This window comes from Solidesulfovibrio carbinoliphilus subsp. oakridgensis (assembly GCF_000177215.2).
Classification (GTDB): domain Bacteria; phylum Desulfobacterota; class Desulfovibrionia; order Desulfovibrionales; family Desulfovibrionaceae; genus Solidesulfovibrio; species Solidesulfovibrio carbinoliphilus.
Genome location: NZ_CM001368.1, coordinates 3,042,117 through 3,056,927 on the forward strand (window position 1 = coordinate 3,042,117; position 14,811 = coordinate 3,056,927).

The 14,811-nt window shown below is 67.4% G+C and carries 12 protein-coding genes; 5 read left to right on the plus strand and 7 right to left on the minus strand.

The window, feature by feature from the left end:
* Positions 1 to 188 precede the first annotated feature (188 nt).
* Positions 189 to 2,123, minus strand: coding sequence for a 1,4-alpha-glucan branching protein GlgB (gene glgB / locus DFW101_RS13275; RefSeq protein ID WP_009182037.1), 1,935 nt, complete (start codon positions 2,121 to 2,123; stop codon positions 189 to 191).
* Between the two features lie 82 nt (positions 2,124 to 2,205).
* Positions 2,206 to 3,042: an MBL fold metallo-hydrolase gene (locus DFW101_RS13280; protein WP_009182038.1), complete on the minus strand. Its 837-nt coding sequence runs from the start codon at positions 3,040 to 3,042 to the stop codon at positions 2,206 to 2,208.
* Positions 3,043 to 3,159: 117 nt separating this feature from the next.
* Here DFW101_RS13280 and DFW101_RS13285 point away from each other — a divergent pair, with 117 nt between their 5' ends.
* Positions 3,160 to 3,456, plus strand: a complete 297-nt coding sequence (locus tag DFW101_RS13285; RefSeq protein WP_009182039.1) for an SH3 domain-containing protein — start codon at positions 3,160 to 3,162, stop codon at positions 3,454 to 3,456.
* An 83-nt stretch (positions 3,457 to 3,539) separates the two neighbouring features.
* Positions 3,540 to 3,665 carry a hypothetical protein gene (locus tag DFW101_RS20185; protein ID WP_009110727.1) on the plus strand — a complete coding sequence of 42 codons (126 nt, stop codon included), beginning with the start codon at positions 3,540 to 3,542 and terminating at the stop codon, positions 3,663 to 3,665.
* A 171-nt stretch (positions 3,666 to 3,836) separates the two neighbouring features.
* Here DFW101_RS20185 and DFW101_RS13290 read toward each other — a convergent pair whose 3' ends face one another.
* The gene (locus tag DFW101_RS13290) at positions 3,837 to 4,898 is read right to left on the minus strand and encodes an adenine nucleotide alpha hydrolase family protein (protein ID WP_009182040.1); all 1,062 of its coding nucleotides are present in this window, start codon (positions 4,896 to 4,898) and stop codon (positions 3,837 to 3,839) included.
* A 255-nt stretch (positions 4,899 to 5,153) separates the two neighbouring features.
* On the opposite strand from DFW101_RS13290, the gene recA reads away from it, so the two are divergent.
* Positions 5,154 to 6,236 (plus strand): recombinase RecA, encoded by a 1,083-nt coding sequence (recA, locus tag DFW101_RS13295; protein ID WP_009182041.1) that lies wholly within the window; start codon positions 5,154 to 5,156, stop codon positions 6,234 to 6,236.
* Positions 6,237 to 6,629: 393 nt separating this feature from the next.
* The gene (gene alaS / locus DFW101_RS13300; protein ID WP_009182042.1) at positions 6,630 to 9,272 is read left to right on the plus strand and encodes an alanine--tRNA ligase; all 2,643 of its coding nucleotides are present in this window, start codon (positions 6,630 to 6,632) and stop codon (positions 9,270 to 9,272) included.
* A gap of 339 nt (positions 9,273 to 9,611) precedes the next feature.
* Here alaS and DFW101_RS13305 read toward each other — a convergent pair whose 3' ends face one another.
* Positions 9,612 to 9,869, minus strand: a complete 258-nt coding sequence (locus DFW101_RS13305) for a YjhX family toxin (protein WP_009182043.1) — start codon at positions 9,867 to 9,869, stop codon at positions 9,612 to 9,614.
* 493 nt (positions 9,870 to 10,362) lie between these two features.
* On the opposite strand from DFW101_RS13305, the gene aldA reads away from it, so the two are divergent.
* Entirely contained in the window at positions 10,363 to 11,808 is a 1,446-nt protein-coding gene (aldA, locus tag DFW101_RS13310) for an aldehyde dehydrogenase (protein WP_009182044.1), read from the plus strand.
* Positions 11,809 to 11,872: 64 nt separating this feature from the next.
* On the opposite strand, the gene DFW101_RS13315 is transcribed toward aldA, so the two are convergent.
* The 3 genes from DFW101_RS13315 to DFW101_RS13325 form a co-directional block, all read right to left on the minus strand.
* The gene (locus DFW101_RS13315; RefSeq protein WP_009182045.1) at positions 11,873 to 12,586 is read right to left on the minus strand and encodes a hypothetical protein; all 714 of its coding nucleotides are present in this window, start codon (positions 12,584 to 12,586) and stop codon (positions 11,873 to 11,875) included.
* Between the two features lie 22 nt (positions 12,587 to 12,608).
* Entirely contained in the window at positions 12,609 to 12,944 is a 336-nt protein-coding gene (locus DFW101_RS13320; protein WP_009182046.1) for a hypothetical protein, read from the minus strand.
* 139 nt (positions 12,945 to 13,083) lie between these two features.
* Complete coding sequence (locus DFW101_RS13325) at positions 13,084 to 14,808, minus strand: YIP1 family protein (protein ID WP_232286038.1); 1,725 nt, start codon at positions 14,806 to 14,808, stop codon at positions 13,084 to 13,086.
* Positions 14,809 to 14,811: the final 3 nt, after the last annotated feature.

The following is a 14,811-nucleotide window of genomic DNA, read 5'->3' on the forward strand; positions in this document are numbered from 1 at the left end:
CCCCCACACCCCCTCCTTCCCCAAAAAACTCCTAACGGGGGCGCATGGCGATTGCGTCGTCAAACAGCCTCGACATTCCGCGTCGATCCCTTGCTTTTCTTCAATTTCCCCTTTCAGGGGGTCCGGGGGGGCTGGAAAATCCCCCCCGGCCGCCGGAGGCATCTTCGCTTCTCTTTTCTCCTTTTCCCTTACTTTCGCGCCGGGCGCAGGAAGACGGCGGCGAGCGGCGGCAGGGTCAGGGTCAGGGAGTAGGGGTGGTCGAAGCTTTCGATGGCCTCGGCCATGACGGCCCCGGCGTTGCCGAGGCCCGAGCCGCCGTAGGCCCGGGCGTCGCTGTTCAAGAGCTCGGTCCACAGGCCCGGGGCCGGCACGCCGATGCGGTAGCTTTCGCGCGGCACGGGGGTGAAATTGAGGGCCACGAGCACCATCTCGCCGGGGCTTTTGCCGCGCCGCAGAAAGGACAGGACGCTGGCCTCGGCGTCGCGGTAGTCGATCCACTCGAAGCCTTCGGCCTTGAAGTCGCGTTCGTAGAGGGCCGGTTCGGCCTTGTAAAGCCGGTTCAGGTCGGCCACCCACTGGAAAATGCCCTGGTGCGGCGGAGATTCGAGCAGTTCCCACTGGGGTTCGGCGTCGTGGTTCCACTCCTGCCACTGGCCGAACTCGCCGCCCATGAACAGGAGCTTCTTGCCCGGGTGGCCGAACATGTAGCCGAAAAGGAGGCGCAGGTTGGCAAACCGCCGCCAGTCGTCGCCCGGCATCTTCGAGAGCAGGCTGCCTTTGCCGTAGACCACCTCGTCGTGGGACAGCGGCAGGACGAAGTTCTCGGAAAAGGCGTACCAGATGCTGAACGTCAGCTGGCTGTGGTGGTATTTGCGAAAGATGGGGTCGCGGGCGAAGTAGGCCAGGGTGTCGTGCATCCAGCCCATGTTCCACTTCATGCCGAAGCCAAGGCCGCCCAGGTAGGGCGGGCGGGACACCATGGGCCAGGACGTGGACTCCTCGGCCATGGTCTCGCAGTCCGGGAAGCGGGTGTAGACCATTTCGTTCAGGCGGCGCAAAAACTCGATGTTGTCGAGGTTTTCCCGGCCGCCGTGGATATTGGGAATCCATTCGCCCTCGCGGCGGGAGTAGTCGAGGTAGAGCATGGAGGCCACGGCGTCCACGCGCAGGGCGTCCACGTGGTAGTGTTTGAGCCAGAACAGGGCGCTCGAGATGAGGAAGGCCTTCACCTCGTAGCGGCCGGTGTTAAAGATGTAGCAGTTCCAGTCCGGGTGGTAGCCCTTTTTCGGGTCCGCGTGCTCGTAGAGGTGGGTGCCGTCGAAAAAGGACAGGCCGTAGCCGTCGGTGGGGAAGTGGGAGGGCACCCAGTCGAGGACCACGCCGATGCCGTTCTGGTGGAGCCGGTCGATGAGCGTCATGAAGTCCTGGGGCGTGCCGAAGCGGCTGGTCGGGGCGAAGTAGCCGAGCGTCTGGTAGCCCCAGGAGCCGAAGAAGGGGTGCTCCATGATGGGCAGGAATTCCACGTGGGAAAATCCCGCCCGCAGCACGTGCTCGGTGAGGCTGTCGGCCATCTCCAGGTAGGACAGGGACCGGTAGCGGTCCTCGTGGACGCGCCGAAATGAGCCGAGGTGGGCCTCGTAGATGGAAATGGGCGCGGAAAAGCCGTTTTTCTCCTGGCGCGAGGCCATCCAGGCGGCGTCCTGCCAGTCGTGGTCCAGGTCCCAGACGATGGAGGCGGTGTTGGGCGAGGTCTCCCAGTAGAAGGCGTAGGGGTCGCCCTTGTCGGCCCGGTAGTCGGCCACGCTGGAACTGATGTGGTATTTGTAGCGCACGCCCTTGCCGAGGCCCGGGACGAAGCATTCGTAGATGCCCGAGGCGTCGTGGCGCACGGCCATGGGGTGGCGGCCGGGCTCCCAGCCGTTGAAATCCCCGACCACGGACACGGACTTGGCGTTGGGGGCCCAGACCGCGAAGTGGACGCCGTCCTCGCCTTCCACGGCCATGGCCCGGGAGCCGAGCTTGTCCGGCAGGTCGAAATGGTTGCCCTGCTTGAACAGGTAAACGTCGTGCTCGGTCAGGCGCGACACGTCGTGGCGGGGGGGCTTGGCGTCCCACATGGTCATGTTGTCTCCTTGGGCCGCGCCGCTTCGGACGAGGCTTCCAGCAACAGATACGCAAAACGGCCCGTCCGGGCAATGCGCGGCGCTACGGAAAAGCGAGGCGGAGGCCGACGCCGACCTCGTGGACCGGGATCGCCCCGGCCAGGGCCACCTTGGCGGCCAGGTCGGTGCAGTGGCAGGGGTAGAGCGCGGCCACGCCCCTTTCGCGCAGGAACGCCGCCACCGCCGCCAGCTTGTCCGGGGCGGCGTGAAGGAGGTGGAGCCCGCCGACCACGGCGGCCACCCGCTTCTCGCCCGTCACGTCCCGGGCGTGGTCCACGATGTTGCGGATGCCGGCGTGGGAACAGCCCGTGACGACGACGAGGCCGTCCCGGCCGCGCCAGGCCAGGGCCGTGTCGTCGGGCAGGGTGTCCGGCACCGGTCCGGACGGGGTCTGGCGCAGGCCGATGGGCGCCGTGGCGTCGCCGGGATGTTTCTTCGGGATCTCGCCGAGAAAGACGAGGCGGTCGGTCAGGCGGACGGGCTGGCGGGTCAGGCGCAGGTCGAAAAAGCCGGCCAGGGCGTCCACGGCCAAAAGCGGGCCGATGGGCAGGCCGTCGGCCTGGCGCGGGGCCAGGGCGTCGGGGTGGGCGAAAAGCGCCGGCCGGGCGGCGGGGCGTCTTTCCAGGGCCTCTCCGGCGTAGTGGGCGATCAGATGGGAGAGGCCCCAGGTATGGTCCAGGTGGCCGTGGGACAGCACCACGGCATCCAGCCGGCGCAAGTCGATGTCCAGCCGGCCGGCGTTGGCGACGAGCACGCCGCTGTAGCCGCAGTCGAAGAGCGTGCAATGGTCCTGGTCCCGCAAAAAGAGCGCCAGGCCTGGCTCCCCGAGAAGGTAACGGTCGGTCAGGGTGTTGTTGTCCACAAGGACGGTCAGTTCCATGCAAGGCCCCCTGCGGGCGAGGGGGGCCACGAGTTGCAAAGAAAGTCAAGGATTCCCTGGACAAGAAGGCCGGAGTGGGGCATCAAATGATAAATAATCCCGTAGAAGGAGGGAGCCATGAAAATGAGACTGGTCACTGTGCTTGCGATGGGATTGCTCCTGGCCATGTTGGCCGTTGGCTGCAGCGTTTCGGTCGATCTGACACCGCCGCCGCCGGCTGGGTACGTGCGGGTGGTTGGCGCCGACACGGTCAATGTCCGGACCTGCCCCGCCCCCTCGTGCGAAGTGCGCACGGTGGCGTACCGTGGACAGGCGGTCCGGGTCTATGAATACCAGAACGGCTGGGCCCGCATCGTGGTGGTGGATTCCGGCGCTCCGGGCTGGATCGACGCCCGCTACCTGCGCCGGCCGTAGCCGCGTCCTGCTTCGCCGGATCGCCGTCATGACCCCGGGCGGCGGGCCGGCCTCATTTCGCGGGGACCCGAGGTGGGCACTCTATGAGGACGGGAATTCTTTTGACGATGGTGGCCGCGCTGTTTCTGAGCCTGGCCGGGTGCCGGGGATCCATGGAGATCACCCCGCCGAAGCTGAGTGGCCAAAGCCACGTCCAGGCCGGCCAGTAAAAGCGATCGCGACCGGGGCCGAATCCGGTTTTTGCCGGGAGGGACCGTCCCTCCCGGCCATTTTCCTTTCCACCCACCACCATCCGGCCCACCATCCGGGGGGTCCGGGGGGTCCGGGGGGGATGATCCCCCCCGGCCGCCGGAGGCATCTTCTCCCTTTTCGCCTTTTCCCTACCGACCGCCCACGCCGCAGATGGTGAAGCGTTCGCGCTTTTTCTGGCGCACGTCCTCCCAGGTCGGCTCGCTCCAACCGAGGGGGGTCTGCCTGGCCGGGGTGACGATGACGGAGGGGTGGTCGCCGCCGGCCACGTCCACCTTGACGACCCCGGCCGTGGCCCGGGCCTTGGGGTTGAACGAGGCCACGAAGGCGGCGGCGTCGGCCACGGCCGCGGCGTCCCACACCGCCCCGGGCAGGCGGCGGGCCAGGCCGAGGGGCCCCGGCAGGGACCGGACCTTGAAGACCAGGTCGTCCGGGCCGAGAGCGGCCTCCAGGCGGGCGTTGTCGGACTGGTTGCGGCCGATGGCCAGCCACTTGTCCCCGGCCCAATACTGGCGACCGATGTTGGCCAGGTCGAAGTCCGAGGGCGACGGGGGCGTGGTTTGCAGGAACAGCGGAAAAAACCGGCGGGCCGAGGCCTCTTCGGTCAAGAGGCAGCCGCCGGCCGGGGTGGGGATTTCCTTGAGGGCGTAGTGTTCGGCCAGGGCCATCTGGTCCTTGCGGCCCCGGCCGCTCATGGACAGGAGCCGCTCCCGGTCCACGAGCCCCGACGTCTCGGCTTCGGTTTCCAGGAGCCGCCTGGCGCAAAGGGGGCGCAGGAGCAGGCCGCGCGTGGCCGAGTCGCGGCTGATGATGTCCAGGGCGTCCCGGCGCTGGGACATGGGCCGCTGGCCGATGACCTCGCCGGAAATGAGAAACGAGGCCCCGTATTCGGCCAAGAGCTCCTTGGCCCGGCGCAGCATGAGGATCTTGCAGTCGATGCAGGGATTTAAAACCTTGCCCAGGCCGTGGCGCGGCCCGGCGGCCAGCATGGCGACATACGGGGCCGAGACGTCCACCGCAACGATGTCCAGGTTGTAGATGTCGCGCCAGTGGTCGATCAGGCGGGGCTTGCCGAAAAAGGGGCTGACGAAATGCAGGCACAGGACGTCGAGCCCCTGGGCCGCCACGGTCTTGGCGGCCAGGATGCTGTCGAGGCCGCCGGAGAAAAGGGCCAGGGCGTGGTAGGATTTCATGGGGCGTAGCTAAGGTGTCCGGGCCGGCGTGGCAAGGGGAAATGGGCCGCCCGTCCGGGCCGGCCGGGCCCTGGCGGCTTGCGAATTTTTCTCTGGCAACGCGGGTTCGCGGCCTTTCTTTTTGCGGCCCCGGGCTTATATTCCAGCCAAACGTTCTCCGGGCGGCAACGCGCCGCCAGCCTGGGACGTTGCCGTGCGGCAAGGATTTTGCTACACGGTTTCCTTTAGCCCCAACATCAAGTGAGGACACGGCGAATGGCCAGAAAGCCTGCCCAATCCCCTGAAGAGTTCCGCAACGAAGCCCTCGCCACGGCGCTCACCACCATCGAGCGCAAGCACGGCCAGGGCGCCGTCATGCGTCTGGAAGATTCCGCCCATGTGAAGATCCCGTCCATCCCCACCGGCTCCATCGGCCTCGACCTGGCCCTTGGCATCGGCGGCATCCCCAAGGGGCGGATGACCGAGATCTACGGCCCCGAATCCTCGGGCAAGACCACGTTGGCCCTGCATATCATCGCCGAATCCCAGAAACTCGGCGGCACCGCCGCCTTCATCGACGCCGAACACGCCCTGGACGTCAACTACGCCAAGCGGCTCGGCGTCAAGACCACGGAACTGCTCATCTCCCAGCCCGACTACGGCGAACAGGCGCTCGACATCGCGGACCTGCTGGTGCGGTCCGGCGCCGTGGACGTGGTGGTCATCGACTCGGTGGCCGCGCTCATCCCCCAGGCCGAACTCGAAGGCGAGATGGGCGAGACCCAGGTCGGCGGCCAGGCCCGGCTCATGTCCCATGCCATGCGCAAGCTGACCGGCACCATCCACAAGTCCCACACCGCCGTCATCTTCATCAACCAGATCCGCATGAAGATCGGCATGACCGGCTACGGCAGCCCGGAAACCACCACCGGCGGCAACGCGCTCAAGTTCTACGCCAGCGTGCGCCTGGACATCCGGCGCATCCAGACGCTCAAGGACAAGGAAGAGACCTACGGCAGCCGCTGCCGGGTCAAGGTGGTGAAAAACAAGGTCGCGCCGCCGTTTCGCGAGGCCCTGTTTGACATCCTCTACGGCACCGGCGTCTCCCGCGAGGGCGAGCTGATCGACATGGGCGTCGAGGCCGGCATCGTGGACAAGTCCGGGGCCTGGTTCGCCTTCGGCTCCGAACGCCTCGGCCAGGGCCGCGACAACGTGCGCAGCTTCCTCCAGGAGCACACCGACATCCGCGACCAGATCGAAGGCAAGCTGCGCGAGCACCTGGGCTTCGCCGAATACACGCCCCCGCCGGCCCCGGAAGTGGAAGGGGAAGCGGAACAGGAAGCCGACGACGGTATGTAAGTAGAGAGAAGATGCCTCCGGCGGCCGGGGGGATCATCCCCCCCGGACCCCCTGAAAGGGGGGAGGGCCACGGGGCAAGTGGGATGCGATTTTTGCGTTGAACGTACGGCCGGCGGGGAAAAGTTCCTGCCGGATCGCCCTGTTTGGGGACCGCGACCGCCAGGATGGCTCGGCATCCTGGCGGTCGCGGTCCCCGGACCGGGAGGGTCCGGGAGGGGGTGACCCCCTCCCGGCGGGTCCAGGGCGGCGCCCTGGCGGGGTCCAGGGCGGCGCCCTGGCGGGGTCTGGGGCAGCGCCCCAGCGGGGGTCCGGGGCAGCGCCCCGGTTCATACATTTCGAGGAAGACGCGGGGACTCCTTTGCGCTTCCCATTCCCATGCGGAGGCATGCGACAATGATGACGGCAAACGAGATTCGCGCCAAGTTCCTGGACTTCTTCGCGGCACAGGGCCACCAGAAAGTGGCTTCCTCGCCGCTTATTCCCCGCGAGGACCCGACCCTTCTTTTCACCAACGCCGGCATGGTCCAGTTCAAGAAGGTCTTTCTGGGCCAGGACAAGCCCGGGTACAAGCGGGCCACCACCTCGCAAAAGTGCCTGCGCGTCGGCGGCAAGCACAACGACCTGGAAAACGTCGGCCGCACGGCCCGCCACCACACCTTCTTCGAGATGCTCGGCAACTTCTCCTTTGGCGACTACTTCAAGGAAGACGCCATCCGGTTCGCCTGGACGTTTCTGACCGAGGTGATCGGGCTCGACAAGTCGCGGCTTTACGCCACGGTCTACCTGGACGACGACGAGGCCCATGGGTTGTGGAAAAAGATCGCCGGCCTCACGGACGACCGGATCTTCCGGCTCGGCGAAAAGGACAATTTCTGGTCCATGGGCGACACCGGCCCCTGCGGCCCGTGCTCGGAGATCATGTTCGACCGGGGCGAGGAAGTGTCCTGCGGCCCCGACTGCGGCATCGGCACCTGCGACTGCGACCGGTATCTCGAAATCTGGAACCTGGTCTTCATGCAGTACGACCAGATCGCCCCGGGCAACCGGGTGGCCCTGCCCCGGCCGAGCATCGACACGGGCATGGGCCTGGAGCGCATCGCGGCGGTCGTCCAGGGCGTGCACTCCAATTTCGACATCGACCTCTTCAAGGCCATCATCGCCTCGGCCGCCACCATCGCCGGCGTGGCCTACGGCCACAACGACGAGCACGACACCGCCCTTCGCGTCATCGCGGACCACAGCCGCTCGGTGGCCTTTCTCCTGGCCGACGGCGTCATGCCGTCCAACGAGGGCCGGGGCTATGTCCTTCGCCGCTTGATCCGCCGGGCCCTGCGTTTCGGGAAGCTGATCGGCCTGTCCGACCCCTTCCTCTACAAGACCGCCGGCACCGTGGTCGACGTCATGGGCGACGCCTTTCCGGAACTGCTGGCCGGCCGGGAATTCATGGAGCGGGTGGTGCGCGAGGAAGAGGAGCGCTTCGGCGTGACGCTGGATAAGGGGCTTGTCATCCTGGCCGAGGAGCTCGACCGCCTCGGCGAGGCCGGCGAGGCCGTCATTTCCGGCCAGTTCGCCTTCAAGCTCTACGACACCTACGGATTTCCGCTGGACATCGTCAACGACGTGGCCGGCAAGCGTGGCATGGCGGCCGACGAGGACGGGTACCGGGCCTGCATGGCCGAGCAGAAGGCCCGGGCCAAGAAGGCCTGGAAGGGCAGCGGCGAGACCGATCCGGCCGTGCTGTTCCTGGAACTCCTGGAGTCCGGCATGAAGTCCCGGTTCGTCGGCTACGACGCCCTGACCGGGGCCAGCCGGGTCAACGCCCTGGTCTCGGCCGAGGGCCAGGCCGTGGAGCGGCTGGTTGCCGGCGAGACCGGCTACATGGTCTGCGCCGTGACACCCTTTTACGGCGAATCCGGCGGCCAGTCCGGCGACGTGGGGTTGGTTTCGACCCTGACCGGCGACGCGGCCGTCATCGGGGCCATCAAGGCCGGTCCGGACCTGACCGCCCACCACATCGAGGTGAAAAAGGGCGAGATCCTCCTCGACCAGGAGGCCGAGCTGGCGGTCGATCCGGCCGTGCGCGCGGCCACGGCCCGAAACCACACCGCCACCCACCTGCTCCACAAGGCCCTTAAAAACGTGCTGGGAAGCCACGTCAACCAGGCCGGGTCCCTGGTCACTCCGGACCGGCTGCGTTTCGACTTCACCCACATCGCGGCCATGACTCCTGACGAGCTGGCCCGGGTCGAGGACGAGGTCAACGCGGCCATTCTCCTTGACGCCCCGGTGGTGACCGAGGTCATGGGCATCGACGCGGCCCGGGCCAAGGGCGCCACGGCCCTTTTCGGCGAGAAGTACGGCGACGAGGTCCGGGTGGTCGAAGTGCCGGGCGTGACCATGGAATTTTGCGGCGGCACGCACTTGCGCGCCACCGGCCAGGCCGGCAGCTTCCTCATCCTGTCCGAATCCGGCGTCGCGGCCGGCACCCGGCGCATCGAGGCGGCCACGGGCTTAAACGCGCTTCGCCACGTGCGCGAGATGCGCGGCGAGTACGACGAGGGCCTCAAGACCTTGAAGGCCAAGCCGGGCGAGCTGGTGCCCCGCGTCAAGAAGCTTTTCGACGACATCCGGGCCCTCGGCAAGGAGAAGGAGCAGTTGGCCGGCAAGCTGGCCTCGGGCCAGGGCCGCGACCTCATGGCCGGCCTGGAAGAGGTGGGCGGCGTGAAGCTTCTCTGCGCCCGGGTGGACGCGCCGAACGTCAAGGCCCTGCGCGAGGCCATGGACGATCTCAGAAGCAAGCTCCCCTCCGGCGTCATCGCCCTGGCCGCCGAACAGGAAGACGGCAAGGTCAGCCTGATCGTCGCCGTCAGCAAGGACCTGCACGCCCGGTTCACGGCCCCGGTCCTCATCAAGGACGCGGCCGCCTCGGTCGGCGGCTCCGGCGGCGGCCGGCCCGACATGGCGCAAGCCGGCGGCACCAACCCGGCCGGCATCGACGAAGCCTTCGCCAAAGTGAAGGCCGCCGTGGCCGGGTAGTGAAGGCATGAAGACGCGGGGGGAAACGCTTTTGAAAAGCGTTTCCCCCCGCGCCCCCCTTCGAAACGAAAGGTGGGACGGTTCCGTTTTTGGGGTGCGCGTCGGCATCGTCGGCTTCGGCGTTTGACGAGCGGCGGGCATGGTGGATGGAAACGACAGCCTCCTGGGTGATGCCAGGGGGCTTTTTTTTGTCTGCAGGGAAGGGGGCGGGGCCGACGCAGGTTTCACCTCCGTGGGCCGGGAGGAGGCCGGCAGGAAGCGGATAGAGACAGATCGCTCCATCACAAAGGCGCTGGCAGGGAAGTGTTTCCAAGAACCATCCCTGCCAGCGCCCTGGGGTCAGCGGTTGTCGAGCTGTGACCGCACGGCCTTCAGGCCGGCGGTATTGATCCGATAGGGGTGGCCATCTTTCGATGCAATGAGCCGTTTGCTTTTCAGCTTGGTAAAAACGGCCAGGGTGCAATCGGAAAGCACAAGGCCGTCGTTGGTGTAGCATTCGATAAAGGCGATGCGGCCCAATGCGTTGCGGTAATGCACGATGCGGCCGCCTTTGGCCAGGACGTGAAGCGTCCTTTGCTCCGGCTTCGAGATATTCATGTCAGAGATCCTGAGGCAGTAATCCAATGCACAAAAGCAGCAAGCGTCAGCGACGCTTGCTGGGCCTTGGCACAAGGCGATAACCGAAACCCAAAGCAAAAAGGGTCTGGTTACCGGATTCCTGCAATCTCCAACATGCAACCTCTCAGAAAAGGCGAGACATAAAAAAGCGAAAAACAACTAGCGAAAGCCAGTTGTCCTGTCAAGTTCCCTCGTCGGCACGTTCGAGCAGCCCGCGCGTTTCCGCCGTGCCTCCGCCTTGCAGAGGAAGCACGGGGAGGCGACTCCACCGTCCACCAGAATCCCCCGGGGGGCCGGGGAAGGTCAACCGGCGGATTCCGGGGCAGGGCCCAGGGTTTTCCCCAAAGGGACAGGCCCGCCGCTGTCCCTTTTTTTGTTGACCCGATTGCTCCGCCGCATCCCCGGTGCTATGCCGGTGACAATGCCTTCCCCTGTCCCCGGGGGAGGCCGTGCCGACGCCAAGGAGGTTGCCATGCGGCGTTACCAGATGTTCATCGACGGCGCGTTCCTGGAGCACGCCGGCCCCATGGGCCAGGTCGTGAGTCCGGCCACCGAAGAGGTGGTGTCCGAATACCCGGTCGGCAACGCCGACGACGTGGACATGGCCGTTGGGGCCGCGGCCAGGGCCCAACCCAAATGGGCCGCCCGGACGTCCATCGACCGGGCCGGGCACCTCGTGCGGATCGCCGCCGCCGTCCGGGAGAAGGCCGACGCCCTGGCCCGCACCATCAGCGAGGAGCAGGGCAAGGTCTTGGCCCTGGCCCGCACGGAGGTGCTCTTTACGGCCGACTACATCGACTACATGGCCGGCTTCGCCCGGCGTTACGAGGGCGAGATCCTCGAAAGCGACCGGGTGGGCGAGAACATCTTTCTGTTCAAAAAGCCCATCGGCGTGGTGGCCGGCATCCTGCCCTGGAATTTTCCGTTCTTCCTCATCGCCCGCAAGGCCGCCCCGGCCCTCGTCACCGGCAACACCGTCGTGGTGAAGCCAAGCAGCCTGACCCCGAACAACGCCTTCGAATTCGCCAGGATCGTCGAGGAATGCAAACTGCCGCCCGGCGTCTTCAACCTGGTCACCGGGTCCGGGAGCGAGGTGGGCGGGAGCCTGGCCGGCCACCCGAAGGTCGGCATGGTGACCTTCACCGGCAGCGTCCCGGGCGGCGTGGCCATCATGCAGGCGGCGGCGGAAAACGTCACCAAGGTGTCGCTGGAACTCGGGGGCAAGGCCCCGGCCATCGTCATGGCCGATGCGGACCTCGACCTTGCGGTCCGGGCCATCCACGCCTCGCGGGTCCTGAACACCGGGCAGGTCTGCAACTGCGCCGAGCGGGTCTACGTCGAGGAGCCCGTGGCCGAGCTTTTCACGGCCAAGATGGTGGCCGCCATGGCGGCCACCCGTTTTGGCGATCCGCTGGCGGAATCCGGTCTCGACATGGGGCCCTTGGTCAGCCAGGACCAGCTCGAGAGCGTGGAAGCGGCCGTGGCCCGGGCCATCGGCGACGGCGCCATCCTGCGCACCGGCGGCAAACGGGCCGAGGGCAGGCGCGGCTACCACTTCGAGCCGACGGTCCTTGCCCAGTGCCGGCAGGAGTGGGACATCATGCGGCAGGAGATCTTCGGCCCGGTCCTGCCCATCGCCACGTTCACGGACCTGGACGAGGCCATCGCCCTGGCCAACGACAGCGACTACGGCTTGACCTCGTCGCTCTACACCACCCGCCTGGACGTGGCCCTGCGGGCGGCCAACGAGCTCAAGTTCGGGGAAACCTACGTCAACCGGGAGAACTTCGAAGCCATGCAGGGCTTCCACGCCGGCTGGCGCAAATCCGGCATCGGCGGCGCGGACGGCAAACACGGCCTGGAGGAGTTCTTGCAGACCCGCGTGGTCTACATGCAGTACAACCCGGCCGGGAAGTAGGGGGGCAGGGGAAGGGGACGCGGAGGGCGAAACCGGGATTCCGCCCCGGACCCCGCCGGAGGCTTTAGTATCCTGCGCCCCCCGGGCCGGCAGGCGCAGGCGGACGCGGGTTGGGACCGGCGGGCGGGGGCGGGATGAAGCCGTAGTTCCATTTGGTCATGGGCCCGCCCATGTCCATGGCCAGGGTGGCGGTGATGGCGGCGAGGGGATCTGACGGCATCCGGTTTTTGCGGGTAAAGATGATGTAGTCCTCGGTCAGGCCGGTTTCCATGGTGCCGGTGTGGGCCATGGACCACAGGCGTTCGCCGTTTCGGACGTCGATGACGTCGAAGGTGCAGGAAACGCCGGAGTCGCCGCGCGTGCCGCCGGACATGACGTAGGTGAACTTGCCGACAATGACCGTGTCGAGGCCCATTTTGCGGGCCAGGGCCACGGCCTGGGGCGTGGAGGCGTTTCGCAGGCCCGGTTCGAAGAGGAGCTTGGGGAAGACGCGGTCGCGGGTCCAGGTCTGCCAGACGATGCGGGTGAGCTGTTCGCCGAGTTCCTGGGAGCCGGCCATGTCCTGGGTGACCTGGAAGGGGACGACGAGCCCGGACACGGGGGTGGGCGGGGAGCGCATGGGCTCCACGTAGACCTCGGGATTGCCGCGCCGGGTGTAGTTGTCGACGGACAGGACGTGCTTGTCGGTGAGTTTGGGTTCCACGGCACAGCCGCCAAGGAGGAGCAGGCCGAGGACCAGGCAGGACAGGGCACGGGGGAGGCGCGGGTGGCGGCGCATGGGGACCTCCGGACGGGGCTGGTTATTGGCGGGTGGTGGTGACCACGGGCGCGTCGGAAAGGGTCTTTAAGAGCTGCTCGCGCGAGGAGAGCAGGCTTTCGCGCAGTTCCTGGCGTTTTTTCGATGGGAGCATCCGGAATTCCGGCCGGGTGGTCATGCGTTCCAGTTCCAGCATTTCCTTGCGGATGCGCCGGGCCTTGAGGAGAAAGGCCTGTTCCTCGGGCCGGGCCTTGGAGGCCAGGTCGGCGAGTTCCGCCAGCTCGGCGGCCATGTTCCGGAAGGTCTCGGGATGGATTTCCTTGGCCAGACGCCGCTGTTCGGCCAGGCATTGCATCTTTGTCCGCAACCATGCCAACATGGTTCACTCCATCACCGCCGCTGCCGGCGCGTTCGCGCGACCTTGTTCGGACGGCCCTGCCCGCCAGGGCCGCTCCCCACCATGATCTTTCTTGCGCTTCCGGCGGCCGGCGTCAAGAGGGTTACGGGCGGGACCGGACTCAGTGCCCCGGCGCGAAGTTTTGCAGCATGGCCAGGAGGAGGAACAAATACAGCGACCATTTGATGAAAATGGCGGCCAGGGTCTGGGTATAGGCCGCCTCGTGGACTTTTTTGAGGCCGATGGCCTGCAGCGTCATGTACCAGACCAGGATGACCGGCGAGAGGATCTGCCCGGCCACGGGCACGGCGGACAGGACCGTGGGGGCGGCGCTGTAGCACATGACCCGGAAGGTCTCGTTGAAGCCTTTCTTGGCGCTGCGGAAAAGGAGCAGCAAGAGATGGGTGAGCCAGGCGTCGAGGTAGATGCCAAGGGAGATGGCCAGCGGCACCAGGAGCAGGGCGACCAGGAAGCCGAGCCCCGGGGTGTGGGCCATGAGGCCGAGGCCCTCGGACTGGGCCGGGCCGCCGAGCCGGACCCGCAGCCCGAACAGCGACCACAGGAAATCGATGACGAGCAGGAATTCGCTGATGAGCAGGTTGAAGACCAGCGCTTTGGCCTTGGGCCGGCCTTCGGGCATGGCCCCGAAAAAGTCCATGGGGGTAAAAAGGATCTTTTTGAGCGTCAGGAAAAGGCCGGGGAAAAATCCGTAGGCGTCCAGGCGTTCCCACGGGATGGGGTCGGTGACGACTTCCCGGGGCGTCTCGTCGCCGCCCGGGCCGTCCTCCGGGGAAAAGCGCTTGGATTCCGGGGCCGGCTTGCGCCGGGGTTCGTCGTTCATGGCCTGGAGCCTGGCCCAGATGTCGCGCACGCCGTCGCTGCGGCGCGGCGCGGGATCGGGGGTGTCGGCTGCCCTGGGTGCCTGCGGCCGATCCGGGATATCCGGGGCGACGGGAGCCTCGGGGACGTCGTCTCGGGACGGAGCCTCCCGGACTTGCGGCTCGTCGTCCCGGTACGCGGCCCGGGGCTGGGGCGCGCGGTCCGCCGGGCGCGGCGGGGCGGCCGGCTCTGCGTCGTCGGCACGGCTTTCGGCCGGGGCCGGGCGGCGGCCGGCGACCGGCTCGTCGCCGGGAACCGGAGCGACGGCCGGCGGTATGTCCGTGTCCCGCCGCAGCGCCTGGCCGGACGGATCCGGTTCGTCGGCTTCGGGAACGGGCACATTGTCGCGGAAATGGCGGTATCCGGCCTCGCGCCAATCATCGGCCGGGACTTCGGGCGTGTCGTCGCGGGGCGGCGCGGCCGGGGCCGGGCGGCGGGCGGCCGGAACCGGCGCGTTCCGGCGGGATCCGGGCCGGGGAGGCTCCGCGGGCGGGGCGTCGGACAATGGGCCGGCCTCGTCGTACGGGGCACGGGGGGCGCGGGCCGGGGCCTCCTCGAAACGGTCGGTATCGTCGTAGGGCGGCCGGGAGGTGTGGGCCGGGGCCGCTTCAGTTTCGTCGGCCGGGGCCGGCGTCCTCTGGCGGCGGGCCGGCACGGGCTCGTCCGCAGGCGGCAGGTCCCGGGTTTCGGCCGGGTCCCAGTGGGCGGCGACGGGCGGCTTCTGGTCGCGCCGCACCGGATTCTTGCCGGACCGGCGCCAGGACGACTCGCCGTCGTCCTGCGGCTGGGCCGGGGCGGCTTGCTGGGCCGGATCGCGGGGCGCGGGACGCGACACCGGATCCCTGTCAGGGCGGAATTTGAACCGATGGCGGCACTTGGGACAGGTGGCCATGGTCGAGGTCACCGGAACCTTGTTGTCGGGCAATTCCCGAAAAAAGCCGCATTGGGGGCAATTGATGCGCATCATGTA

Bases quoted from the DNA above. Each gene is read 5' to 3' on its own strand.
- glgB (WP_009182037.1), bottom strand. From the start codon at position 2,123: ATGACCATGTGGGACGCCAAGCCCCCCCGCCACGACGTGTCGCGCCTG.
- DFW101_RS13280 (WP_009182038.1), bottom strand. From the start codon at position 3,042: ATGGAACTGACCGTCCTTGTGGACAACAACACCCTGACCGACCGTTAC.
- DFW101_RS13285 (WP_009182039.1), top strand. From the start codon at position 3,160: ATGAAAATGAGACTGGTCACTGTGCTTGCGATGGGATTGCTCCTGGCC.
- DFW101_RS20185 (WP_009110727.1), top strand. From the start codon at position 3,540: ATGAGGACGGGAATTCTTTTGACGATGGTGGCCGCGCTGTTTCTGAGC.
- DFW101_RS13290 (WP_009182040.1), bottom strand. From the start codon at position 4,898: ATGAAATCCTACCACGCCCTGGCCCTTTTCTCCGGCGGCCTCGACAGC.
- recA (WP_009182041.1), top strand. From the start codon at position 5,154: ATGGCCAGAAAGCCTGCCCAATCCCCTGAAGAGTTCCGCAACGAAGCC.
- alaS (WP_009182042.1), top strand. From the start codon at position 6,630: ATGATGACGGCAAACGAGATTCGCGCCAAGTTCCTGGACTTCTTCGCG.
- DFW101_RS13305 (WP_009182043.1), bottom strand. From the start codon at position 9,869: ATGAATATCTCGAAGCCGGAGCAAAGGACGCTTCACGTCCTGGCCAAA.
- aldA (WP_009182044.1), top strand. From the start codon at position 10,363: ATGCGGCGTTACCAGATGTTCATCGACGGCGCGTTCCTGGAGCACGCC.
- DFW101_RS13315 (WP_009182045.1), bottom strand. From the start codon at position 12,586: ATGCGCCGCCACCCGCGCCTCCCCCGTGCCCTGTCCTGCCTGGTCCTC.
- DFW101_RS13320 (WP_009182046.1), bottom strand. From the start codon at position 12,944: ATGTTGGCATGGTTGCGGACAAAGATGCAATGCCTGGCCGAACAGCGG.
- DFW101_RS13325 (WP_232286038.1), bottom strand. From the start codon at position 14,808: ATGATGCGCATCAATTGCCCCCAATGCGGCTTTTTTCGGGAATTGCCC.